This is a genomic window from Halococcus saccharolyticus DSM 5350, assembly GCF_000336915.1.
Taxonomy (GTDB): domain Archaea; phylum Halobacteriota; class Halobacteria; order Halobacteriales; family Halococcaceae; genus Halococcus; species Halococcus saccharolyticus.
Map to the genome: position 1 here is coordinate 85,579 of NZ_AOMD01000015.1, position 24,670 is coordinate 110,248.

The window sequence follows — 24,670 nt, forward strand, 5'->3', positions numbered from 1 at the left end:
CCCCGCATATGTTCCCATTGATGTTTAAGAAGCGATTGCGAAGCAAGCTGTCAACGAGACCATCGGTGTAATTACGGTACTTCGTTTCAGCAGATTGCGCCCAACCCATTTAAATATCGATTACGAATTCGAGAGCGTAATGGACGCAGTAGGATATAGCCTCCAATATATCGACCACGGAACGTTTGAACACATCTCGACCGCGTTCCTCGCTCACGAAGAACACGATATCCATCCAAGTGGAACCAGAGGAACCGACGGCGGCTGGGATGGGTTGCTCCGAATAGATGATGGCGTCGCGGCCTACAGCACGAAAGAAGAGTGGCGACCGAAACTCCGAAGCGACGCCGCCCGCGCAGAAGACCTCAAAGACGAGCTTGACGCCGACTTCGAGCTGTTCATCTATGTAACGAATGAGGAAGTCACCGGCAAGCAGGAGCTAGAGCTGAAAAGCGAAATCGAGGAGGAGCATGGTTGGAGTCTTCAAATCTATCACGCCGGCGACCTTCGACGGTTTCTCACGCTTGATCGTCCTGATCTCGGCGATCAGTATCTTCGAGTCCCCCTTGACGATTCACAATCGCAGTGGAAACGAATCAACGAATTCGTCGATCAGCGACTCTCGTGTATCGCTGACCGTCGCGGTCCATACGATAACCTTCGTGACGGGCCAACTGTCGCTGTACATCTGGTCCCGAATCGATTTGATCGACGGCCGTATGAACGGGATCCGAACGACCTACCAACGATGTATCCATTCGGGAACGTTCAATATCGGAACGGCCCGCCGAGAAACGGGGTCAGCGGAAAACTGCGCTGGGCAGTGGGGAGGCCAGGAGAAGATCCACGTTGGGACTTGAGTGTGCTTAGCCGCTCCGGCTGGTATGAAGCAGTCTCGACCGAGATGTTCTCGGTCGATGATAATGGCAACCACTGGATCAACAACAAGACTCGTTTTCCCGACCATCTCGATACGCAAGTGGCTGGGACCTTTGCCCGTGGCCTGGCGACGCTGAAGGAACTGGATGCTACGACGCCCATCTTTGCTGCGGTGAGCCTACTTGATGCAGGAAAGTGCCACATGAAAGTCACGAAAACTCATACTACAGATTACGTCGATCCGTTCCCGAGCGATAAGTACAAGACCGGGTTGGAAGTCATCGAGTCGACAGATGTAGATCCCGCCGATGCAGCACGTCCGCATCTGAACGAAATAATGAGAGAGGCCGGTAACTCACCGGGGTCGGAGAACTACTCGGACGACGAGTGGGTAGGCGAACAGATCCTCGGTCGATCAAACACAGTCTGAAAACTGTGCCAACCCAACCGCCCTGGTAGTTTGTGCGCTCGTGTTATTTGCTAGAATCCATAGTCAAGCAACTGCCATCTTCCGTCAGCTGTTTGACTTCGAATCTCGCGGTGAGATTTTCGACTGCCTATTTTTGAATGGTTGAGAGCGTATGCAGGTAGGACTCCGGATACGCGCCACCTTCTGCGTCGCTATACTGTACGTTTCTGAGCACGTCACCAAGCTCCATCGTCACACGGTCGACCACTGTCTCACCGTTTGCGAGAAGAAAAGGTCGGTTGTGGACGAGATGCCCGTTCTCGTTCCACCCGCGAGAGCGGAACGCGAATGCGTTGGTTTCACCGTCAGCGAAATGCTGAACTCTGACCGTCCAATACTCACCTCAGCGCTCGATCGCTTCGGCTTTCAGCCGTCCACCCCCCGATCCGAGATTACCCATGCCGCGCTATACAAGTACTGCTGGCTACGAAACAAGATACTGATGACCGAAACGAACGATGAGGATGAGCAGGATCAGGAAGACGATGAAATTGTATCTGCAGAAGACGCATTCTTCGTTGACCAAGATTTGCGTGAGGAGAACATCCAACGTGTCTCATTTGAGTATTGCGAGACTGCCAAGAGGGTGGGCCAACGCTACTGGAGAGGTGAAGAAGGGTTCGACATTTCCCACCTTACCGACGAGTTCGATCTCTCAGAAAGTGAGGTTCGCTCAGGTGCAAGCACCTACTATCTGATCTACGATGTTCCGCCACAAGATCTGGAGGGGGTTTCCGACGGTGCGTATTCAGTCATGGTCAAATATTTTCGAGATTTGCAATCGGTGGAGGAGCTCGCTGATGAGGAAGAGAGTGGTCTCGAAACTGTCCGCTGCCGAGTCAGAGAATACGTGGGCGGCGTACTGAAGCACACACGGCCTGAAGAGGTTGATCTAAACGAAGTCGACGAATTGCCACCGCCTCCTCGAACATTATCGGAGAGACTCAGCGGCGCGAGGGAGTTCAGGTCACCAGACGTGAGCGGCCTCCATTCAGCTATGGAGACCGCAACATCCGTAATGGAGACCGCGGAATCCGTAGCCAGAGCTACTAGAACCTCAGACGCCATGGCGAGGGCGAGAAGATCCACTCAATTTCTACAATCTGCCGAGTACCGAAACGCTCTCCGAGGACTTCGGGTGCCTTCAAACGCGGTTAGGAACACTGCCGAACTTGGCGAAGCGGTCCGGCGGCTTAATCAGCGTATCTCTTTCCAGAACATTGGAAGACGCGCTCGTGAATACATCACACGGGCCATTTTGGAAGGCATCACGAATTTCGACAGTCCAGCAGATTACGACCCAGATTCGGTCGAGGTGAACCCGTTCGTAAAGGATCACGGACTCGATGAATTGAACACCTTCTGTGACGTTATTGAGGAGGAAGCGGACGACGAGTTAGATGCGTATTTGGATCGAACACTCACCGGAATGGCGGCCTACGAGCAGGGTGACTATATCACTGCAACGTTCCTCTTCATAAGCGTTCAGGATGGTCTGATGGCAGCTCTTTGCCAGTGGGAGCATGGACCTCCAAGTGATGGCTACTACAGAGCTGACGAGAAACGAGAGACACTTCAGGAAGTGTCTACCGGGTACTACGGTATAGAGGAGCATCAACTGGTGGGAATTTTGGGAGGTTTCTACGACCATCGGAACGCGATCATGCATGGTGATCCAGTAGCGTATTTTGACGAGAATATCGCAACGATAGCGCTGCTGTTTCTCGTGATGACCTACGAGGCAGTACTCAACTACCGAAACGGGTAGTCGTGTGTCGAGATTGTCGACGAGGAATGTGCTCTTGATGAGATTCTTGATCCCCTGCCGAAATCGTTCGGAGAGTGCCTGATGTGAAATGCAATTGCGAGCTTCTCGGACAAATTCTATAAATACCTTCTCTGAGACGACCACGCAAGTCACATGAACGGCGTCGAAACAGACTCGATACTCATTCTCCACGTCGATGATGACTCGGAGGTGCTCGACCTTACCCGGTCGTTCCTCGAACGCAAGCGCGAGAGATTCGAGGTGAAGACGGCAACGACCGCCAGGGAAGGACTCAGTCGTCTCGCCGAATCCGACTCTGGGATCGACTCCGAGGTGGCGATCGACTGTATCGTGAGTGACTACGATATGCCGGACATGGATGGGCTCGAATTCCTCGACGCAGTACGCGAGAACTATCCAAAGCTGCCGTTCCTTCTCTTTACAGGCGAAGGCAGTGAGGCAGTTGCCAGTGAGGCGATCTCCGCCGGTGTCACTGACTATCTTCAGAAGGGGGGTACCGAGCAGTTCGACCTCCTCGCGAACCGAATCGAGAACTACACTCAGAACAGGGTAACCGAACGCGACTTAGAACGTGCCGAGAAACGGCGTCAGCTTGCGATCGAAGCTACTTCCGACATCGTCTGGGAGCGGACGGTCGGTGAGGGGACGGTCACCCTGTTCGGTGGATCCGATGGTGCGTTCGGCTACGATGCTGGGTCAACAGAGATCGGCTTTGATGAGTGGATCAGCCGCATCCACCCGGAAGACCGTCAACGGATCAACGAAGATCTGGAAAACACGCTGGAGAACAATCGAGATCGGTTCAGCGCCGAATACCCCCTCCAAGCGAACGACGGCTCGTATATGATCGTCTCCGACAGGGGACGTATCGAGTATAACGACGCCGGCGATCCGGTTCTCCTTGTGGGTGCAATCCGCGACATCACTGAGCAAAAAGAGCGAGAACATGATCTCAAAGCGACTCAAGCACGCTTCCGGGCGCTCGCTCAAAACACCACGCTCGGTGTCGTAACGATTGATTCTGACAGCACTGTCGAGTATGCAAACAACGCCGTTTCGGACATCTTCGGCTATCGACCCGAGGAACTGATTGGCGAATCACTAGCCAAAGTGATCCCAGAGCGATTAGAAACGGCTCACTTCGAGGCCCTCAACCGCTATTTGGAGACAGGAGAGCAAAGGCTCGACTGGGATTGGACTGAATTGCCAGCCTGTCACCGCGACGGCCATGAGATACAGGTTGGCATCGCCTTCGGCGAGTATACCACTGATGGTGAGCAGCACTTCACGGGTATCATCCGAGATGTTACTGATCGCCGCGAGAGGGAAGAGTATCGCCGCAGATTGTACGAAATCTCCGCTGACGCGGAGCTGACAACCGACGAGACGATCGATCGGGTACTCGAACTCGGGTGTGAGTACTTCGACATGGAGTCGGGCTTTCTCACCCACATCGACGACGACACTCAACGAATCGTCCGGAGCAACAGTCCTCACGAGGCGATTCAGCCAGGAAGCGAGTGCCCGCTCTCGGAGGCATACTGCCAGAAGACAATCGCGATGGATGAGCCGTTGACCGTCGCGCATGCCATGACCGAGGGCTGGGAAGACGATCCAGCATACGGACGATTCGGTCTTGAGGCGTACATCGGGGCAAAGCTCGTGGTCGATGGCGAGAGCTACGGAACAGTCTGCTTCGCGGATCGCTCACCGCGCGAGACGGAATTCTCGGAACTCGATCGGTCGTTCATCGACCTCGTCGTTCGTGGAATCAAGAGTACGCTCGAACGGCACAAATACGAGTCGGAGCTCGAACGTCAGAACGAACAATTGGGAGAGTTTGCGAGCGTCATCAGCCATGACCTCCGAAACCCCCTGACAGTCGCGGACGGATATCTTGAGCTGGCCTGCGAGACCGGCGACGACGAGTATTTCATGAAGATCGGCAACGCCCACGATCGGATGGACGCTATTATCGACGACGTACTGACGCTCACCCGTCAGGGGGAACGAATTGCTGAGACGAGTCGCGTGGGGCTCGCAGCCGTCGCCGAAGACGCGTGGGAGAACGTCGCCACCGCGGATGCAGAGTTAGCGATGGCGGACGAACTCGGTGACGTCGATGCCGATGTGGGACGGCTCAAGCAGTTGTTCGAGAACCTGTACCGTAACGCCGTGGAGCATGGCACCACGAGTCCTCCTTCGCGTTCTCAGGAGGACACGGTCGAACACGCTGGCGAGACCATCACAGTTCGGGTGGGGAGGTACCCGGCTGGCTTCTACGTCGAAGACGATGGACCCGGAATCCCTGAGAGTGAGCACGACGACGTATTCGACTCGGGATACACGACCAGCGAGGAGGGCACTGGAATGGGACTATCGATCGTCGAGACTATCGCTACGGCTCACGGTTGGGGGATCGGGGTGGACGAAGGGACCGAAGGGGGTGCTCGGTTCAAAATTCAGTTGGGAATGACCAGAGGTGGCTCCGACGATTTGCTGTTCTCCGACTGAGTGCTGGCTCACCGGCGGAGATCCCAGTTTCGACGCGACGCCTGAACCCAAAATCAACGACGGGTCCACGGATGCGACGCTTGAAAATCTACAGGAAGCGTACGATCTCGTAGAAATCGATGCCGACGCACCAGTTTCGCCACCGACCGAGCCGGTTCGAGCGGTCTACCGCTCCCAGGATGCGATCGACCTCCTGGTTGTAGACAAGGTAAATGGTGGTCGCGCGGACGTGCTCAACGCCGGACTCTGGCTCACCGACCAGCGATTGTTCTGTACGGTCGATGCCGATTCGCTTATCGATCCCGATGGGTTGTTGCAGGTCGTCCGGCTGTTTCTCGAACGTCCAGCGGAAACCGTCGCCAGCGGGGGGACGGTTCGAGTGGTGAACGGCTGCACGGTCGAAGAGGGTAGGTGGCTGAGGTCGACCTTCCGAGGGGGCTGCTTGCCCGGCTCCAGGTTCCCGAGTACCTCCGTGCGTTCTATTCGGGACGGCTCGGCTACGTCCGGTTTCGGGGGGTGTTGCTCCTGTCGGGGGCGTTCGGCGTGTTCCGGACCGACATTGTGCGCGAGATCGGTGGCTTCAGCACCGACAACATCACCGAGGACTTCGAGCTCGTGATGCGGCTCCACCGGCGGTTGACCGACACGGACCGGGATTACCGTATCAGCTTCGTGCCCGAGCCGATCGTCTGGACGGAGGTGCCGACGAGCCTCGCGGGGGTTCGAGGCCAGCGCTCGCGGTGGTATCGTGGGCTGCTCCAGACGATCCGGAGGTATCGCCACATGATCGGAAACCCGACTTACGGCCGGGCTGGCTGGTTCATGCTGCCGGTGTTCGTACTCGCGGAGTTAATCGGGCCGCTGGTCGAGGGGTCGGTTACGCTCTCGTCGGCCTCGGGCTCATTGGCCTCGTTAGCGTGGAGTTCGCTGCGGCCTACTTTCTGCTTGCAGTCGGGATCGGCGTCGTGCTCTCGTGGCTGAGCATCTACAGCGAGGTGTGGGGCTACCGGCAATACGACCACCCGCGACAGCAGATATGGCTGCTCGCCGCGAGCCTCGTCGAGAACCTCGCTTCCGCCAGTGGAAGGCGTTCGTCAAGTGGCGCGCGCTGATCGCGTACCTCCGAGGCGACCGATCGTGGGGCGAGATCGCACGTAGTGGGTTCGACAAGTAGCCACAGTGATGCCAATACGAAGCTGACGCCGACGCTAGCCCAGGAATTTCCCGATTTCGTGACGAAATACGACGTGTACGACTGGCAGTGTCCGTCTTGTGCTGGGACGTACGTCTGGGACGACATCGATTTGGACGGAGATACGTCCGATCCGCCAATCCGTCCAAACTGTCTTGAGTCAGGTAACTTCGTAATGGTGAGTAGTCCCGAACCCAGCGAGTAGTTGTTCGAGTGAGGCCCTGACTCTCGGTTTGTTATTGCAGGATCATCTTGGCTCTTTTGCAGCAATCACGGGGCCTGATTCACAGTGGATTCTTCGAGGCCCAGACTCTCAGTTTGTCGCTTTTCATATCGTACTCGCTTCGGATCGTCTGCAGTTCTTCATAGGATTCGTAGAGGCCCAGCTCGTCGATTTTTTCTGCGATTTTGATACCCCGTTGGGTCAGAACAAATCGCTTGGCATTGCCGTGATCAGACATCAAATATTCCCGGTCGACGATGTCTTTCTCGTACGCTTCCTTGAGCAAATCGGAGAGAGACTGCCGTGACACATTGAGTTGTGAGTGGAGTTGGTTCACGATACGCCCATCCTCGACATTCAAGAGGGAAACGAGTGGAATCGCACCTTTCCGAGAAAGGAATCCACCGATGTCGTCGCTCATTCTGACACTCTGAAACTCGTGGGGTGGATGTGTATACCCTACTTTTTGATCTACTATAGGTATAAATCTGATGTAGAAGTATTTCTATTGCGACCTTGGGTCGGGGCTGCAGTATTCAAACTATCATCAAATCAATCATTCCTATAAGTGTGCCGAAGGTAGGTGTAATTGGAAGACCCGGAAATGCCACGGCTACATTTACTTCAACGCCGAAATAACCTCATTGATAGGAAATTCGGCTCATGCTCTACCTGGACACGCCACCGTCCCAACCAGCGGGGTGTACTCACCGTCAATCAGCCAATCGGCTGCTCTCCTCCACTAAGACTTGCGATGGCACTCGTTCAGCGACAAAATCCAGAGCGAAGATACGACTGTGACCTCCGATAATCGGTCGACTGGTTCGCCTTCCCTCGGTGATCAAGCTGCTGATATCATTACAGCTGAGACTGACTGGGTGGAACTTGCAGAACAGCTTGACGTCGACCGCTACCGCTACCGTGATGGGCACCCTGACTGGCGTAAAGGGACACCGTTTCGTCCGATGTTTCTCGCATATTTGCGGTCGAAAGTCGAGGATGAGTCTCTCGGCACCGTCCAATCACGAGTAGAAGACGACGCCGAGTTGGCTGAAGCGTTTGGATTCGACCCCGACGACCCTCCATCACCAGCAACGTTCCGCCCGTGTCGTGTCAAAGACCGGTTCGAGGATCTTGAACACAGACTTTCCAGTAATGCTGACACCATTCGCGACGTGGCTGCCGAACGCGGCGCGTCCCTTGGCTTCAATTTGGGGTCCACCGAATCCGAGTCCGATGACGGTGACGGTGAGCCCTCGGAGCGGACGATTCAGCGTCTGCTCCGGAAGAAAGGCCGAGACGTACTTGACGAGTTGAAAACGGTCGCCATCCCGTCGCTATCGATGCCCCGACCGGAGGACGCCATCTACGAGGACGATGAACTGCTCGTGATGGAGGCGATCGCGGCAATCATGGATCTGGCAGCGAACGACGCTGGAAAGGCATTTGCCGACAAGAAAAACCCGGACCCGGATCTCGACGACCCGTTCTATGAGGACGGGCCTTCAGGCGAAACTTTGCTGGAAGCGATGAAGCAGATGTCCATCGAAAAGATCGCCACGATGATGAACTTCGCACTGCGGAAGACGTACACTCGCGCTAAACCTCGTTTGCAGGAACTGGAAAACGACGACGGGTACCGATTCGGTGTCCGGTCGAAAGTCGCGCTCGACATCACATACGTCGCGTACTACGGCGATCGTGACGAGCTTGAGTGGGTGCAGGGCACGCCGACCAACAAAGAGTATGACTGGTGTCATAAGTTCGCGACTGCGGTGATCGTCGGGGAGAACACGCACTACGTCGTCGGCGTCTGTCCACTCGGCAGCACCGAATACGCTGACACGCAGGCGTACGCTCGCGAGCGCTCCTATTATGTCGGTGATGTTGCGCGTCGACTTCTCTCCATTGCCGACGACTACGTGAATATTCGGATGGTGTACGCGGACCGCGAGTTCCACGCTGCGGACGTACTGTACACGCTGGAGGTAGAGAGAGGCTTGAACTACATCATCCCGGCAATGAAGGACCAGCACAGGATTGGGCCGATGTGCGACGAGTTCGATGAGCTAAAGCGTGGGGACGATGAACAGAATAATGTACCGCTGTACGTGAAGGAGGAGCACCCAATTCATGGTCCGGTGAAGCACGACGTATCAAATACGAAAGTCTACACAAACGTCGTGGTACTCCCACCGGACAACGACGACGATGACGTGAACGAAGAGGGGTCACCGCAGCCGTTCCTGACGAATCTCGACGTGAGTGATGAACTCCCGCATGAGCGGCGGTGGGCGACGAAAAAGATGGATGAATACGACGACCGCGGTGCGATCGAGAACTCGTACTCCTCAATCAAAGACGCCGCTGCGTGGACGACATCGAAAGAATTCGAAGTCCGGTGGTTCCATTTTGCGTTCGGCTGCATCATTTACGATCTGTGGCTTTTAGTTGATTTTCTGACGCAAGACCGTATCGGGGTGATCGAGACGCGGACGAAACCCCGAATCTCGCTGTCACGCTTCCGTGAATGGCTGAAAAGGGAGCTGGTCACACTCATTTAATCCTCATTCCGAGTTCGCGTTTCGGGAGAGCCATCAGTAGGCAGTATCGTTGTTTTCCGCTGTTTTTGTGGTGTGGTTTTCTATCCTCAGTATCGTGATAGGTTAGATAACCTGGTTCGGGTCGATCCTCGGGTAGCAGGACGACAAAACTGGATAGGTCCGTGAACGTCTGCGACCGCATTCGCAACCCCAGAGCATGTATTTTGTATTGCTGTATTTGATTTATTGGACAGGTATCGACGCACTAGCGGCCATCTGGACCTGCTTATCGAGGAGCGTACTCGTCACGATGTCAGCCCGGCTGTGCCAGGTGGTTGTGACAGAGCTATCGACCGGGTATTCGACAGTCGAATCCCGGATCGATCCGATCAGCCGCTCGTTTGGAGACGGATAGTGCCCGGAGGAACGTCTCGAAAAGGAGCGCCCGCTACGCTGTCGCGCTGGAGTCGATGTCGTCGCCGATGGTAACGAAGCTGTACTCACAGTCGGGACAGCGCCACTTCACTTTCTCGCCGAGCCGGACCATCGTGCTCGCGGCGCGATAGAACGTTCGCTCCTCGTCACAGGTCGGGCAGTCGTGGTCGCGTTCGAGACTCATGGGTCGGTTTGGGAACCATCCACCCTCAATGTACTGGTTCGCCGGCCATTTACCGCGATACACTTCATCCTGATATATCGAATGTGGTGGCGATGGGTGGTGAACCACAGTACTCAATTGGGTGTACGATGTGGGTGGTGACAATGGTCTCGGACGATCTCGCCGGCGCGCTCGACCGGGTGAACCAGCGGTTCGATCTCAACGAGTACGAGACCGACGCCTATCTCGTGGTGCTCGAACACGGTCGACTGACTGCCTCGGAGATCGCCGATCGAACCGATATCCCCCAACCACGGGTGTACGACACCGTCCGGAGCCTCGCCGAGCGCGGTCTCGTCGAACTCCGGGAATCGCGGCCCATCGAGGTGCTCGCGGTCGATCCTCAGACGGCGTTCGAAGGGATCCACGACTCGCTCGATGCGCTCGTCGACGACCTCCGGACCCACTACACCGCGCCTGCCCGCGACGCCGAGGCGGCGTCGCTCGTCAAGTCGCGCTCGACCATCCTCCGACACATCGAGAGCGTGATCGAGGAGGCCGAGTACGAACTCATCCTCTCGCTGACGCCCGATCTCGTGGCGCGGTTCGAGGATCGACTCGCCAACCGACAGCGCGCGAACGTCGCCACCGAGCTCCTCGTCACTCCCTCTGTCGACGCCCCAGCCGCCGAGGAGTACGACTACGCGTCGATCGCCACTACCGTCCGGGCGCGCGAGGGGGTCACGACCCCGGTGGTCGCGGTCGGCGACGGCGAGCACGCGGTCTACGCCACCCAGGACGCGCTCGCGTGGAACCGCGAGCGCTACGGCGTGGTGTTCGACCGCTCGGAGCTCGGCTTTCTCGTCTCGGGGTTTTTCAACACGCTCCTCTGGACGACCGCCGATCCGATTCTCGACGATGGCGACGATCGGACGTTTCCCCGGCGGTACGCCTCGATGCGTCGGTGTGTGGCGGATCTCGACGACAGCGAGGGATCGTTTACCGTGTCGATCGAGGGTCGGGACACCGCAACCGGCGAACCACGGTCGGTGTCCGGGACGGTTCGCGAGGTCACGCGCGACGAGACCGGTTTGACCGCCACCCTCACCATCGCCACCGACGACGGCACGGTGACGGTCGGCGGTCGAGTCGCTGCCTTCGAGGACGTCGAGGCTCACGAACTCCGGGTCGAACGGAACTGAATATCGACACACGAACGCAAATCGGACTGGCAAATTTTTTCGCTCATGAGTAATCTTCTTGTGTCGGCCACCCGTAGCAATGCGTGACGTTCACCCGCACGCGAACCGTACTGGATGCCACGGACACACCGGAGAACCATGCATACAACGAAAATCGTCTGTACGCTCGGTCCTGCCTCGGAGTCGCGCGAAACCGTCGCGGCGCTCGCCGACGCCGGCATGGCGCTCGCACGGTTCAACGCCAGCCACGGCTCGACCGACGACCGAGCGACCCTCATCGAGCGGGTCCGAGACGTCGACGCGACGAGCGAAGCGTCGGTCGCCACGCTGCTCGACCTCCCCGGCCCCGAGGTCCGGACCGCGCCGCTCGACGAGTCGATCGAGCTCGCGACGGGATCGGAGATTCGGTTCGTCGAAGGCGAGACCGCGACCCCCGAAGAGGTCGGGCTCTCGACGTCGATCACGGGCGTCGAGCCCGGCGATCGGGTGTTGCTCGACGACGGTCGGATCGAGACCACCGTCGAGGAAAGCGCGGGGAACGCGGTCCGCGCGCGCGTCGATTCGGGCGGGCCACTCGGCGGGCGCGCGGGTGTCAACGTCCCCGGCGTAGACCTCGGTCTCGACGTGCCCACCGAGGACGACCAACGCGAACTCGATCTCGCCGCCGATGCCAACGTCGATTTCGTCGCCGCGAGTTTCGTCCGGAGTGCCGACGACGTGTACGCCGTCAACGAGGCGCTCGAAGCCCGCGACGCCGAAATCCCGGTGATCGCCAAGATCGAGCGCGCCGACGCGGTGGCGAATCTCGACGGGATCGTCGAGGCGGCCGACGGCGTGATGGTCGCCCGCGGCGATCTCGGTGTGGAGTGTCCCCTGGAGGAAGTCCCGCTGATCCAAAAGCGGATCATCCGTCGGTGTCACGCGGCAGGCGTCCCGGTCATCACCGCGACCGAGATGCTCGATTCGATGACCCACGCCCGGCGTCCCACCCGTGCGGAGGCCTCCGACGTCGCGAACGCGGTGCTCGACGGTACCGACGCGGTGATGCTCTCGGGTGAGACGGCCGTCGGCGATCACCCCGTGCGAGTGGTGGAGGCGATGCACAGTCTGGTCGGCGAGATCGAGCAAAGCGCCGAGTACGCCGAGGGAATCGAGCGGATGGTGCCCAAACCCGGCGACTCCCGGACCGGCGCGCTCGCGCGATCCGCACGCTATCTCGCCCGCGACATCGACGCCGCAGCGGTGGTCGCGGCCACCGAGTCGGGCTACACCGCCCGGAAGGCCGCGAAGTACCGTCCCGACGTGCCGGTGGTCGCGGTGACGCCCGACGATCAGGTCCGTCGCCGACTCGGGCTCGTAGCGGGGGTGATCCCGCGACACGCGCCGCTGACGGGACCGAACGAGAGTGCGGACGCCGTGATCCGCAACGCGGTCCAGACCGCACTCGACGCGGGCGTCGCCGATGCAGGCGACACGGTGGTGGTGCTCGCCGGGATGATGACCGATCTCGAAGGCGCGAACACCACCAACACGCTCAAGGTTCACGTCGCGGCCGAGATCCTCGCGACAGGTCGATCCGTCGTCGACGGTCGAGTCTCCGGTCCGCTCTCTCGTACTGTGGACGGTGATCTCACTGACCTTCCTGAAGGGACGATCCTGTCCCTCCCCGCCGACTTCGACGACGAGTTCGACGGTAACTCGGCCCGACTCGGGGGCATCGTCAGCGCCCACGAGGGCGTCACCGGCTATCCGGCGATCGTCGCGCGCGAGACCGGCCTCCCGATGATCTCGAACGTCTCGCTGCCCGGTGTCGACGAGGGCGACAGCGTCACGCTCGATGCCGGCCGCGGCGTCGTCTACGAGGGGAGCGTCGGCGGATAACTGCTCGTTCGTCGCGCGACACCGTTTCCCCGATCACTACCGCTGCACGCGACTCCTTCACCATGACACACGATACGACACATCTCACGCTCGTTCGTACCGACCGACGACCACCCGCTGGGGACGACTCCCGCGGTGAACGATGACCGACGGCTCGCTCGACGGACTGTTCGACGGGTTCACCGAACGCGACTGGCGGTCGGACGCGTCTGGGACTGTGCGATTCGCGATGATCGGACTCGGATGGTGGACGAAAGAGATGGCGATGCCCGCCGTCACCGACTCCGAACTCTGTGAGACCACGGTCGTCGTCAGCAGTTCGAAGGAGCGGGCGACCGATCTCGCCGACACCCACGCGACGGTCGAGCACGGCCTGACCTACGACGAGTTCCACGACGGCGTGGCGAGCGAAGCCTACGACGCGGTCTACATCGCCACGCCGAACGCGCTGCATCTCCAGTACGCCGAAACTGCGGCCGCACTCGACAAGGCGATCCTCTGTGAAAAACCCATGGAAGCCACTGTCGAGCGCGCCGAGGACCTCGTCACGGTTTGCGAGGACGTCACGCTGATGGTCGCCTACCGGATGCACACCGAGCCGGCGGTTCGGCGGGCGCGCGACCTCGTGAACTCGGGGTTCGTCGGCGACGTCGTGGGAGTCCACGGCGCGATGACCCAGCGCCTCCTCGATATGTTCGACGACCCGAACCACTGGCGACTCGATCCCGACCTCGCGGGCTACGGCGCGAGCGTGATGGATCTCGGTATCTACCCGCTCAACACCACACGATTCGTGCTCGACGCCGACCCCGTTTCGGTGTCCGCTCGAATGGACTCGACTCACGACGCGTTCGCGGACGTGCCCGACGAGCGCGCGAGCTTCCGGCTGGATTTCGACGATGGCGTGACCGCGGTCTGCACCGCGAGCCAGAACGCTGCGCAGTCGAGTCATCTACGGATCACCGGGACGGAGGGCGAACTCGAACTCGATCCCGTCTTCTTCCCCGACGAACCCCGTCGGCTCCGGATCCGCCGGGGCGACCTCGACGCCACCCTCGATTTCGACCAGCGTGATCAGATGACCGAGGAGTTTACCTACTTCGCCGATCGGGTGCTTGCGGACGAGGACCCGCTTCCCGACGGCGAACACGGCCTGGCCGACATGAAGATCCTGCGGGCGATCTACGAGGCCGGTGAAACCGGCGCAGTCGTCGGCGTGGCCGACGAGCTCTGAACCTCTCGCCTGTTACCACTCCGCAACGCTGCCGTCGTCGTGTCGCCAGACCGGGTTGTGCCAGTCGATGTCGCCGGCCTGGTCACGGACGTACTCCTCGTCGATCTCGATCCCGAGCCCCGGCTCTTGGGGGAGATCGACGTAGCCATCGCTATACTCGAACACCGACGGGTCGGCGAGGTAGTCGAGCACGTCGCTGCCCTCGTTGTAGTGGATCCCGAGGCTCTGCTCCTGGATGAGCGCGTTGTGAGCACAGGCGTCGACTTGAAGGCACGACGCGAGCGCGATCGGGCCGAGCGGGCAGTGGGGCGCGAGCGCGACGTCGTGAGCCGCAGCCATCGACGCGATCTTCCGGCACTCGGTGATCCCGCCGGCGTGGCTGAGGTCGGGCTGGATCACGTCGACACCGTCGGCTTCGAGCACGGGGCGGAAGTCCTCGCGGGTGTAGTGACGTTCGCCGGTCGCGATCGGGACCGCGGTCGACGACCTGATCTCGGGGAGGTGGTCGTCGTGTTCGGGGAGTACCGGCTCCTCGACGAACATCGGCTCGTGGGGTTCGAGCGCGCGCACGAGCCGCTTCGCCATCGGTTTCGCGACTCGGCCGTGGAAGTCGACCCCGATCCCCACCTCGGGACCGACGGCCTCGCGCACCGCGGCGAGCCGGTCGCCCGCAGCCGCGACCGCCGCCGGGGTCTCGATCCGGCGGAACTCCGCGGTGGCGTTCATCTTGAGCGCGTCGAGGCCCGACTCGACCCGTTCGCGTGCGGCGTCGGCCACGTCGCTTGGCCGATCGCCGCCGATCCAGCCGTAAACTTGCATTCGGTCTCGAACCGGGCCGCCCAGGAGTTCGTAGACCGGCGCGCCGAGTTGCTTGCCCTTGAGATCCCAGAGCGCCTGGTCGACGCCCGCGATCGCGCTCATGAGTATCGGACCGCCCCGATAGAACCCGCCGCGGTACATCGCCTGCCAGTGATCCTCGATCGGGTCGGGATCCGAACCGAGCAGGTGCTGGTCGAACAGTTCTTCGACGGCCGTCTCGACCGTTCGCGCTCGTCCCTCGACGACGGGTTCGCCCCAGCCGACCCGGCCGTCGCTGGTCTCCACTCGCAGAAACAGCCAGCGCGGCGGGACGGCAAACAGCTCGTAGTCGGTGATTTCGCTCACGTAGGTCGGTCGTGGCGACCGGGGAAAAAGCCAGCCGTCGCGGCTCAGAGCTGCGGTTCGACCGTCTCGACGTCGTCGAGCTTCCGGTTGCGGAGCGCGTCGCCGGTCTCGGCGTCGAACAGGTGGATCGCGTCTTCGGGAATCCGTGCGACCGCCGGCTGGCCCGCCTCGACACGGCGGAGCCCGCCGATGGTCGCCACGAACGTCCGGGACTCGTCCATGTCGAGTTCGGACGCCTCCTCGCTATCCTCGAACGCGAGGTAGACGTTGTTGCCGCTGCCCACCGGTTCGACCACGTCGACCACCGTTCGGAAGTCGTGGTCGCTTTCGACCGTGTCGACGAGTTCGATGTCCTCGGGTCGTACGCCGAGCGTCACGCGGTCGGTACTGCCGATCGACTCCTGTGTCTCCTCGGAAAGCGGGTACTCGAACCCGTCGCCGACCAGTCGCCCGTTCTCGACGGTGGTCTCGAAGAAGTTCATCGAGGGTTCGCCGATGAACCCCGCAACGAACTGGTTCGCGGGTTCGTGGTAGGCTTCCAAGGGCGTGGCGACCTGCTGGAGCCGGCCGTCGTCGAGGATCGCGATCCGGTCGCCCATCGTCATCGCCTCGGTCTGGTCGTGGGTGACGTACACGGTGGTGACGCCGAGATCCTCCTGAATGCGCTGGAGTTCGGTCCGCATCTGCGAGCGCAGTTTCGCGTCGAGGTTCGAGAGGGGTTCGTCCATCAGGAAGACGGCGGGATCGCGGACGATCGCGCGGCCGAGCGCGACGCGCTGTTGCTGGCCGCCGGAGAGCTCGCCTGGCTTGCGGTCCAGCAGCCGATCGATCCCCATCATTCCGGCGGCCGACTCGACGCGCTCGTCGATCTCGTCGTCGGGCATGTCCGTGCTCTCTTCGAGCCCGAAGCTCATGTTCTCGCGCACGGTCATGTGGGGGTAGAGCGCGTAGCTCTGGAACACCATCGCGATGTCCCGGTCGGCGGGCTGGCGGTCGTTGATCGCCTGGTCGTCGAGAGTGATCGTCCCCTCAGTAACGCTTTCCAGCCCCGCGATCATCCGGAGCGTGGTCGACTTGCCACAGCCCGACGGCCCGACGAGGACGATGAACTCGCCGTCGTCGATGTCGGCCGAGACGTCGTCGACCGCGACGATATCGCCGCCGCCGTCCGCGAAGCGTTTCGTCACGTGATCGAGCGTGAGTTCAGCCATCAGTCTCTCCTCCGTCGCGTATCGTGTGTCATAGGTGTCGTGAGTCGTGATCGCGTCATGTTCCGCCTCCCGCGACGCCGCGGGCGAACTGATCGCCGAAGATGATGAACACCAACAGCGTCGGCAGCGCGGTCAGGAACGCGCCGGCCATCCGGAGGCCGAAATCGATGCCTTCGAGGCTCGCGCCCAGTCCGACCAGCGAGAGCGTCACCGGGGCGGCTGGCGAGCCCGCACCGCCGATCAGGATCAGCGCGAACAGTAGCTCGTTCCAGATCTGGGTGAACTGATAGATCAGCGTCACCGCGAACATCGGAGCCGACAGCGGCAACACGACCCGCCGGTAGATCCCGAACGCGCTCGCGCCGTCGAGTCGGGCCGCCTCGATCATCTCCTCGGAGAGCCCGACGTAGTATCCTCTGAACAGCACGGTACAGATCGGGATCCCGTAGGCCGTGTGGGTGACGATCAGCTCGACGAGGTCGGTCTGGTAGGGGTGGAAAAAGGGCAGCGCCCACAGCGGCGACAGCAGCTCTTCGAGCGGGATCATCGACCAGAACTGCGAGAGCGGCACCAACACCGCTTGGTACGGGATGAACACGCCGGCGACGAACAGCGCGAGGATCGGGATCTGGCCGCGCCAGCTGATCTGAGTCAGCCCGTAGGCCGCGAGGCTGCCGAACAGCGCGCCGAGCACCGTCGCCGGGATCGTCATGATGAGGCTGTTGACGAGGCCGGGCGCGAGCGCGTCGAACGCCCCCGTCCAGTTGTCGAGCGTGAACCCACCCGGTCCCGGTGGTGCGTACGGCGCGGTGCGGATGACCGACTCGCCGGTCTTGAACGACGTGACCAATCCTGCTTCGATCGGGATGAGGAAGTACACCCCGATCACCGTGAGCGCCGCGTAGAGCGCGATCCGCCACCAGCTGATGGAATCGCGCACGCTGTCGAGCGTCGAGGGCGTTGCCGTGCCGCCGTCGGTCATCGTTGTTCCATCATTTCGATCGGTCATAGCTCACCTCGCCGGTACTGACTGTAGAGATACGGGATCACGACCAGCAACGCGAGCACGTAGAGCACGATCGCGATCGCCGAGCCGTACGCCCAGTTCTGGTTCGAGTACGCCTCTCGGACCATGAACGTCGCGAGGATGTCGGCCCCCGCGGCCGGTCGGTACTGACCGAACAGCGCGTAGAGGAAGTCGAACGCTTTGAGCGCGGCGATCATCAACACGACGAGCGCGCTGATCATCGAGCCGCGGAGCTGGGGCACGATCACCCGCCAGTACATTTTGACGGTGCTCGCGCCGTCGATGCGTGCGGCCTCGAAGTGCTCGTCGGGGATAGTCTGGAGTCCGGCGAGAAAGACCACCATGGTGTAGCCGCTGAACTGCCAGACCAGCGCGAAGATAACAGCTCCAAGCACCAGTTGCGGGTTGCCGATCCAGTCCGGCTGAAGCCCCACGACGCCCAGAATCGAGTTGACGATCCCGTTTTCGATGTCGTACATCCACGACCAGAGCTGGGCCGTCACCACAAAGGAGAGGCTGAACGGCAGGAGGTACAGCGTCCGGAAGGTGTTCTGGAACCGGATCGTGCGATCGAGGAGGATGGCGAGCACGAGCCCGAGCACGATACACAGGATCGTGAACGCGACGAGCAACACGAAGGTGTTGCGCGCGGCGTCGATGAACGTTTGGCTCGCGAACAGCTCGGTGTACTGCTCGAAATCAAGCGAGGAGTACTCGGGATCGCCGAACCCCTCCATGTCGGTGAGCGAGATGAGGAAGTTCCACCCGATGGCTCCGTAGACGAACAGGCCCATCAGGAGGAACGGCGGGAGCCAGAACGGCAGCGAGCTGACGAAGCCGCTCTTTCGGAGCGATCGGAGCCATCCTCCTTGGCTCGTGGCGGTCGAGCCGGAGCCGCCGCTCACGGTCGTGCCGCCGTCGGTGCGTACCGCGCGCGCGTCATCGTCGCTCGATCGGTCGTCGGAACCGGGAGTGAGCCGCTCGGCGAGCCCGCGGAGTCTCGATCGCACCGTTTCGTGGGGGTCAGTTCGATCCGGAGACGGCATCAAGCATCCCCTGGGTCGCGGCGTCGAGGTCTTCCGAGCCGAGGAAGGAATCGGTGATTACGCCGTCGATCTCGCTGTGGACGTCCGGCAGCACGGCGAGACCGTGGGCGATCGTCGGCGGCTTGTTCGAGACGTTGTTGTAGTCCTCGATGGTCTGGGTGAGGTAGGGGCCGAACTCGTCGGTGGGGACGTCGGTGCGCGGCGGGATCGATCCTTTGTACTGGTTGAAGCGAACCTGGGCATCGGGCGTGCCGACGTACGAGAGCCACGCCTGTGCAGCCTGGGAATCGGCGGCGCTGGCCGCCATGGGGAACGAGTCGAGATGCAGCCCGTACATGTCGTCGGTGCCGGGGAAGGAGACGTTGTTCCAGTCGGATTCGTACTCGAAGCCATCCTGGTTGCGGTACGCGCCAGCCACCCAGTTGCCCTGGTGCATGAACGCGGCCTCGCCGTTCATGATCAGTTGGTTCGCCTGGGTGAACCCGACGCTGGAGGCGTTCTGGTTGATGTGATTGAAGTACTGGTTGACCATTTCGAACGCCGATCGCACGGCCTGTTCGTCACCCTCGCCGTTGATGTAGTCCATGAACGGCTGATAGCCCGCCTGGCCCTGGAGGACGACCTCCCAGAGCTGGAGCGTGGTGAAGGGGGCCTGGAGGCCCTGGGCCATCCCGACCGCGTCGGTCTCCTCTTCGACAGTCTTCATCGCCGCGAGGAGATCGGATGGTTGCGAGAAGCTGGTGGGATCGACGCCGGCTTCCTCGACGACCGAGACGTTGTAGAAGAGGTCGTTCATCCGGTGGGAGCCGATGGGGACGGCGACGTAGGGGCCGTCGCCGATGGAGCCGGCGTCCTCGCCGACCTGGGAGTAGGTTTTGGCTTCCTGGGAGTAGTTGCTGCGGAGATCGTCGGTCCAGACCTGCTCGCCGACGTCGGCGAGGAGTCCGGCCTCGGTGAACGGAACGAGGTTGAGCCCGGGCCAGTCGGCCCACGATGCGGGGAGATTTTGGTTTTGGGCGCGGTTGGAGATGGTGGTGTCGAGGTTGGTGTTGCCACCGCCACCGATCGCCTGGAAGTTCGCGCTGACGTCGGGGTTGGCTTCCTCGAACCCCTCGACGAGGTTATCGAGGGCCGTCGCGCCGTCGCCACCGGTCCAGCCGTGCAACACGGTGAGGTTTCCACTACTGCCGCCACTGCTGCTGCCGTTGGCACTACTGCCGTTGCTACCACTTCCGTTACCACTGCTGCCGTTGGCACCACCGCCGCTCTCGTTGCCGCCGCTGCCGTTACCACCACCGCCACCGCCGCCCGTACAGCCGGCGAGACCGGCCATGCCGACGGTGCTTGCTATCGCTGCGCGCTTCAGGTACGACCGCCGTGAATGTCCCGGATCCGAATCTGTCATGGTTCTCTCGACATCCAGACATTGAAACCCGATTGTAAAACTCTTTCGTGGATTTACTCGTCATCGTGTATCACTCTAGAAAAAGGCGAAATCGCGGTAGGTGGGACGTGTCGTTCGCTGGGGCACTCTCTCGTTCGATCGTCACTGGTGTGGTATCGTGTTGGTCGTTGCACTGTCCGGGACGTATCGGTCGTTGCAGCTACGTCGAGTGATTCGTCTGTTCACTGCAGTCACTTCTCCGCGGACGGATGGTTGCACCCGACGTCAGCACGTTCTCTCAGGAAAACCATTCGAATTTGAAATAATGTTTATTGACCTCCGATGTGGTGTGTGAGATGATGTTTGACGAAGGAAGTCAGCACACTTCACAACGGATCGGTCGTCGACAGTTCGTCGGTGGATTGACGTCACTGGCTGCGGCGTCGGCCTTCTCGCTCAGCGTTTCGGACGCCGCTGCGGCGCAGGTGACTGCGGGCGATGACTCACCCACCCAGACCGTCACCTCACCCGACGGGACCGTCGCAGTCACGGTGGACGTCACCGATGGCGTTCCGAGCTACCGCATCGCCCACGGTGGAACGACCGTTATCGAGAACTCGACGCTCGGGTTCGAGTTCGAAAACCAGCCCGCCTTTCGGGATGGCGTCACCGTCACCGGAACCGAACGCTCGACGGTGGACGAGACGTGGACGCCGGTCTGGGATCGGTACGACGAGATCCGCGAACACTACGCGGAACTCCGTTTGGGGCTCCGAGAGTCCGGTGGCTCCGGGCGTGCACTCACGCTGGCGGTCCGTGCGTTCGACGACGGTGTGGGATTTCGGTTCGTCTTCCCCGAGGACAGCGGGTTCGGCGAGTTCACCATCAGCGCCGAACGGACGCAGTTCGCCTTCGCCGACGACTCTACGGCGTGGTGGATCCAGAGCGACTTCAACAGCTACGAGTACGCCTACGAGGAGACGCCGCTTTCCGAAATCGGCTCACAGAGCCCGACGGGTGGGGCGCACACCCCGATCACGATGAAGACTGCCGAGGATCGCTACGTGAGCGTTCACGAGGCGAACCTCGTGGATTACGCCTCGATGGCTGTTCGTCCGGTATCGAACGGTTCGACGACCTTCGAATCGAACCTCGCGCCGCTCCCGGACGGAACGAAGGTGACGGCGTCGGCCCCCCACCGAACGCCGTGGCGCACGGTACAGCTCGGCGAGCGACCGGGCGACCTCGTCGAGTCGAACCTGGTCGTCAACCTCAACGAGCCGCGTGATCCCGAGGCGTTCCCACAGGGAACCGACTGGATCGAACCCCAGAAATTCATCGGGATCTGGTGGCTGATGATCACTGGCCGCGCGGACTGGGAGTACACGGGCCCCGAAACCGGCAACCACGGTGCTCAAACCGGGCGGATGAAGCAGTACATGGAGTTCGCGAGCGAGCACGAGATTCCGAGCGTGCTCGTCGAGGGCTGGAACGAGGGCTGGGATTCGTATCCGGGCGACGGCTCCACGATGGATTTCGACGACCCGTACCCCGACTTCGACTGGCAGGAAGTCGTCGACTTCGGTCGGGAACTCGATCCGTCGGTCGAGATGACCGCCCACAACGAGACGGCGGGCAACGTCTCGAACTACGAGAGCCAACTCGACGACGATCCGAACCCCTTCGCTGATTACGACGAAAAAGGCATTCGCTCGATCAAGACGGGCTACGTCGCCGACAGCGGGGTCTCGATCGATGGGACGACCTACAATCACCACTGCCAGGCGCTGGTCAACCACCACCACCTCGTCTACCGCGAAGCCGCGAAACACCGCCAGATGCTGGAGGTCCACGAACCGATCAAACCGACCGGCGAGCGCCGCACCTATCCCAACGTGATGACTCGCGAGGGTGTGCTGGGCCAGGAGTACGATTCCTTCGGGTATATCGACCCTTCACACCACGTCACGTTCCCCTTCACCCGGATGCTCGGTGGGCCGGTCGAGTTCACTCCGGGCATCTTCGATATGGACTCGGGATCGGGCGGGATCGAGACGACCCGAGCGAAACAGCTCGCGATGTATCCCACCTACTTCAGCGGCCTGCACATGGCTGCGGACCTCCCGAGTTCCTATCTCGCGGATCGGCCGGCGACCCTCGAAACCGACGCGGTCGCCCAGGCGGAGTTCGGCGAGATCGAGGGATTCCCGACTGGTGCGCGGTGGGCCAACGCACAGGGCGAACGGTACGTCCGGGTCGATCCGAACAACGCCGGCACGGGAGCGTCGGTCTCGTGGACGATCGAGAACGTCGAGAGCGCGGGCGAGTACGAGCTCCATCTCCGGTACGCGAGCGACGCCGAGGACAACGCTGTTCCGGCGGACACCGACCGAACGGCAACGGTGACAGTCGACGGTTCGGCGCGCACTCACCTCACGTTCCCGCCGACCGAATACTGGGACGAGTGGACAGCGATCTCGACGACAATCTCGCTGGCGGCCGGCGAGAACACGATTTCGGTGTCGTTGGCCGATGGTGACTCCGGCGGATTCAACCTCGATTCGATCGCCGTCACCGAGACGGGCGAGTCGATGCCAGCACCCGAGACCGCACCGATTCGTGGACCGACCGTCGAGGAGTTCCAGTTCATCGAGGACGTGCCGGCCGCCGGCTGGGACGACACACGCGTGCTCGACGCTGCGATCGGCGAGTACACGGTGACCGCCCGCCAGAAGGACGAGGAGTGGTACGTCGGCGCGATGACCGACGAGAACGGCCGCGCGCTCGACGTTCCGCTCGACTTCCTCGCGCCCGGTAAGCGAAAGGGACACCGAGTGAACGGGGAGAAAGACGAACGAGGCGGCCGTGGTAGAGGCAATGGGAACGGTCGTGGAAAGGGTCACGAGAAATCGAAGGGACGAGGCCACGACGACCACCGCGGCAAGGGCAAGGGTCACGGGAAGGCGAGCGGCAACGGACACGAAAAACACGACGAGGAAGACGAAAGGGGCGACCAAAAAGTCCCGAACGGCCCGAAGTACGTCGCGGAGATCTACTCCGACGGGATCGACGCGGCGTACGACGCGAACCTTGCGGACGTTCGTGTCGACGAGGCCATCGTCACGCCACGGACGACGCTGCTGGCCTCGATGGTCGAGACCGGCGGCACCGCCGTCCGCTTCCGTCGGGCCACCGACGGGGAAGTCGGGGAACTACCGCGATACGAACGGCCCACCCAGGAGGTGGACGTCGCCATCGCGGACGAGGTGTTCGTCCAGGAGACCTTCATCACGGCCACGGGATCGAACGCGAGCGACTTCATCGGTGGGACGACCGTCGAGATCGCCGTCGACGGCGAAGTGGCGTCGAGCGCGAACGTCCGCTTCCCGCCGAACACCACGGATGCGAGCTACACGTTCTCCTCCACGATCGACGAGCCAGGGACCTACGACGTTCGCGTGCGCACGACCGACGGGACGACGCTGGCCGCGGAGACCGTGACGATCAAACCGCCCGCGACCGTCGCCGACATCAGCGATCCGTCGGGTGACGACGACGGCCCTGGTGGCTACACCTATCCGACCGCCGACGCGTTCCGATCGGGTGCGTTCGATCTCCAGTCGTTCGTGGTCGAGCAGACGCCGAGTATCTACGAATTCACCTTCGAGGTCGAGAACCTCTACAACGCCTTCGGGAGCAGTCGCGGCTTCTCGCCACAGATGTTCGTCCTCTGGGTCCGCGATCCCGCCAAGAGCGGTGGCTCGACCAGTAGTCTCGACGACCTCGGTGCGACAGTCGAGTTCGAGCAGCCCTGGCACTACCGTCTGGAGATCAGCGGGTTCACCAAGAGCATCGTCGACGCGACGGGCGCGCCCGTGACCAACGCCGACGACAACACGGTGAGTCTCAACGAGTCCGTCGATATGTCGGCCGGAACGATCACGTTGACGCTCGATCGGGACGCCTTCGACGGCGTCGACACTGCGGATCTCGAAGTCATCGCGATGGTCCAGTCCGAAGACCGGGGGACGCTCCGTCCGGTCGCAGAACAGAAGGGAGCGTACGTTTTCGGCGGGGCGAAGTCGGGTGCGGCAGACGTGGCTCCGCGCATCGTGGACCTGATCACGCCCGATGGCGTTTCCCAGCCCGCGGCACTGTCGTACTCGGCCGGACAGCGCGCGACGCTTCCGTTCCGCTCACTCTGATTCGGACAAGAGACGGCGACTGACTGACATCGCCGCTCTTCCGGACGCTTCGGTGAACGGCGAGGAAGATTGTCTTCTGCTCCGGTAACAGTTACGTTCCGTCGAACGT

17 protein-coding genes are annotated in these 24,670 nt (G+C 61.3%); 10 read left to right on the plus strand and 7 right to left on the minus strand.

Going from position 1 to position 24,670, the window contains the following annotated elements; translation table 11 throughout:
- The first annotated feature begins 139 nt into the window (after positions 1-139).
- From C449_RS05150 to C449_RS18070, 5 genes are all read left to right on the plus strand, one after another.
- Entirely contained in the window at positions 140-1,309 is a 1,170-nt protein-coding gene (locus C449_RS05150; RefSeq protein ID WP_049913906.1) for a hypothetical protein, read from the plus strand.
- 151 nt (positions 1,310-1,460) lie between these two features.
- Entirely contained in the window at positions 1,461-3,116 is a 1,656-nt protein-coding gene (locus C449_RS05155) for a hypothetical protein (protein ID WP_006076904.1), read from the plus strand.
- Between the two features lie 153 nt (positions 3,117-3,269).
- Positions 3,270-5,651 (plus strand): hybrid sensor histidine kinase/response regulator, encoded by a 2,382-nt coding sequence (locus tag C449_RS05160; RefSeq protein WP_006076905.1) that lies wholly within the window; start codon positions 3,270-3,272, stop codon positions 5,649-5,651.
- Positions 5,652-6,062: 411 nt separating this feature from the next.
- On the plus strand, positions 6,063-6,632 hold the full coding sequence (locus tag C449_RS18605) for a glycosyltransferase family 2 protein (protein WP_006076906.1): 570 nt from the start codon (positions 6,063-6,065) through the stop codon (positions 6,630-6,632).
- A gap of 55 nt (positions 6,633-6,687) precedes the next feature.
- Positions 6,688-6,825, plus strand: coding sequence for a hypothetical protein (locus tag C449_RS18070; RefSeq protein WP_006076908.1), 138 nt, complete (start codon positions 6,688-6,690; stop codon positions 6,823-6,825).
- Positions 6,826-7,127: 302 nt separating this feature from the next.
- Here C449_RS18070 and C449_RS05170 read toward each other — a convergent pair whose 3' ends face one another.
- Positions 7,128-7,487, minus strand: a complete 360-nt coding sequence (locus tag C449_RS05170) for a hypothetical protein (RefSeq protein ID WP_006076909.1) — start codon at positions 7,485-7,487, stop codon at positions 7,128-7,130.
- A gap of 457 nt (positions 7,488-7,944) precedes the next feature.
- Here C449_RS05170 and C449_RS05175 point away from each other — a divergent pair, with 457 nt between their 5' ends.
- Positions 7,945-9,630: a transposase gene (locus C449_RS05175; RefSeq protein ID WP_241430078.1), complete on the plus strand. Its 1,686-nt coding sequence runs from the start codon at positions 7,945-7,947 to the stop codon at positions 9,628-9,630.
- A gap of 427 nt (positions 9,631-10,057) precedes the next feature.
- Here C449_RS05175 and C449_RS18240 read toward each other — a convergent pair whose 3' ends face one another.
- Positions 10,058-10,228: a DUF7838 family putative zinc beta-ribbon protein gene (locus tag C449_RS18240; RefSeq protein ID WP_006076911.1), complete on the minus strand. Its 171-nt coding sequence runs from the start codon at positions 10,226-10,228 to the stop codon at positions 10,058-10,060.
- A gap of 143 nt (positions 10,229-10,371) precedes the next feature.
- On the opposite strand from C449_RS18240, the gene trmB reads away from it, so the two are divergent.
- The 3 genes from trmB to gfo6 all read left to right on the plus strand — a co-directional run bounded on the left by trmB (position 10,372) and on the right by gfo6 (position 14,524).
- Positions 10,372-11,409, plus strand: coding sequence for an HTH-type sugar sensing transcriptional regulator TrmB (gene trmB / locus C449_RS05180; RefSeq protein WP_006076912.1), 1,038 nt, complete (start codon positions 10,372-10,374; stop codon positions 11,407-11,409).
- 138 nt (positions 11,410-11,547) lie between these two features.
- Positions 11,548-13,290: a pyruvate kinase gene (gene pyk, locus C449_RS05185; protein ID WP_006076913.1), complete on the plus strand. Its 1,743-nt coding sequence runs from the start codon at positions 11,548-11,550 to the stop codon at positions 13,288-13,290.
- Between the two features lie 142 nt (positions 13,291-13,432).
- Positions 13,433-14,524, plus strand: coding sequence for a D-xylose 1-dehydrogenase Gfo6 (gfo6, locus tag C449_RS05190; protein ID WP_006076914.1), 1,092 nt, complete (start codon positions 13,433-13,435; stop codon positions 14,522-14,524).
- Between the two features lie 12 nt (positions 14,525-14,536).
- Here the strand turns inward: gfo6 and dgoD are convergent, their stop codons facing one another.
- The 5 genes from dgoD to C449_RS05215 are packed head-to-tail and all read right to left on the minus strand — an operon-like array spanning position 14,537 to position 20,377.
- Complete coding sequence (dgoD, locus tag C449_RS05195; RefSeq protein WP_006076915.1) at positions 14,537-15,688, minus strand: galactonate dehydratase; 1,152 nt, start codon at positions 15,686-15,688, stop codon at positions 14,537-14,539.
- Positions 15,689-15,732: 44 nt separating this feature from the next.
- Entirely contained in the window at positions 15,733-16,899 is a 1,167-nt protein-coding gene (locus C449_RS05200) for an ABC transporter ATP-binding protein (protein ID WP_006076916.1), read from the minus strand.
- A 55-nt stretch (positions 16,900-16,954) separates the two neighbouring features.
- Positions 16,955-17,908: a carbohydrate ABC transporter permease gene (locus tag C449_RS05205; protein ID WP_049913908.1), complete on the minus strand. Its 954-nt coding sequence runs from the start codon at positions 17,906-17,908 to the stop codon at positions 16,955-16,957.
- Positions 17,905-18,972 (minus strand): carbohydrate ABC transporter permease, encoded by a 1,068-nt coding sequence (locus C449_RS05210; protein ID WP_006076918.1) that lies wholly within the window; start codon positions 18,970-18,972, stop codon positions 17,905-17,907. The genes C449_RS05205 and C449_RS05210 overlap by 4 nt, the downstream gene beginning before the upstream one ends.
- Entirely contained in the window at positions 18,950-20,377 is a 1,428-nt protein-coding gene (locus tag C449_RS05215) for an ABC transporter substrate-binding protein (protein ID WP_049913909.1), read from the minus strand. Before C449_RS05215 ends, C449_RS05210 begins: the two co-directional genes overlap by 23 nt.
- A gap of 338 nt (positions 20,378-20,715) precedes the next feature.
- On the opposite strand from C449_RS05215, the gene C449_RS05220 reads away from it, so the two are divergent.
- Positions 20,716-24,561, plus strand: coding sequence for a glycoside hydrolase family 97 catalytic domain-containing protein (locus C449_RS05220; protein ID WP_049913926.1), 3,846 nt, complete (start codon positions 20,716-20,718; stop codon positions 24,559-24,561).
- Positions 24,562-24,670: the final 109 nt, after the last annotated feature.

Bases quoted from the DNA above. Each gene is read 5' to 3' on its own strand.
- C449_RS05210 (WP_006076918.1), bottom strand. From the start codon at position 18,972: ATGCCGTCTCCGGATCGAACTGACCCCCACGAAACGGTGCGATCGAGA.
- C449_RS05205 (WP_049913908.1), bottom strand. From the start codon at position 17,908: ATGACCGATCGAAATGATGGAACAACGATGACCGACGGCGGCACGGCA.
- C449_RS05170 (WP_006076909.1), bottom strand. From the start codon at position 7,487: ATGAGCGACGACATCGGTGGATTCCTTTCTCGGAAAGGTGCGATTCCA.
- C449_RS05150 (WP_049913906.1), top strand. From the start codon at position 140: ATGGACGCAGTAGGATATAGCCTCCAATATATCGACCACGGAACGTTT.
- C449_RS18240 (WP_006076911.1), bottom strand. From the start codon at position 10,228: ATGAGTCTCGAACGCGACCACGACTGCCCGACCTGTGACGAGGAGCGA.
- pyk (WP_006076913.1), top strand. From the start codon at position 11,548: ATGCATACAACGAAAATCGTCTGTACGCTCGGTCCTGCCTCGGAGTCG.
- C449_RS05160 (WP_006076905.1), top strand. From the start codon at position 3,270: ATGAACGGCGTCGAAACAGACTCGATACTCATTCTCCACGTCGATGAT.
- C449_RS05200 (WP_006076916.1), bottom strand. From the start codon at position 16,899: ATGGCTGAACTCACGCTCGATCACGTGACGAAACGCTTCGCGGACGGC.
- C449_RS05155 (WP_006076904.1), top strand. From the start codon at position 1,461: ATGCAGGTAGGACTCCGGATACGCGCCACCTTCTGCGTCGCTATACTG.
- gfo6 (WP_006076914.1), top strand. From the start codon at position 13,433: ATGACCGACGGCTCGCTCGACGGACTGTTCGACGGGTTCACCGAACGC.
- trmB (WP_006076912.1), top strand. From the start codon at position 10,372: ATGGTCTCGGACGATCTCGCCGGCGCGCTCGACCGGGTGAACCAGCGG.
- C449_RS18070 (WP_006076908.1), top strand. From the start codon at position 6,688: ATGGCTGCTCGCCGCGAGCCTCGTCGAGAACCTCGCTTCCGCCAGTGG.
- C449_RS05220 (WP_049913926.1), top strand. From the start codon at position 20,716: ATGTTTGACGAAGGAAGTCAGCACACTTCACAACGGATCGGTCGTCGA.
- C449_RS05215 (WP_049913909.1), bottom strand. From the start codon at position 20,377: ATGACAGATTCGGATCCGGGACATTCACGGCGGTCGTACCTGAAGCGC.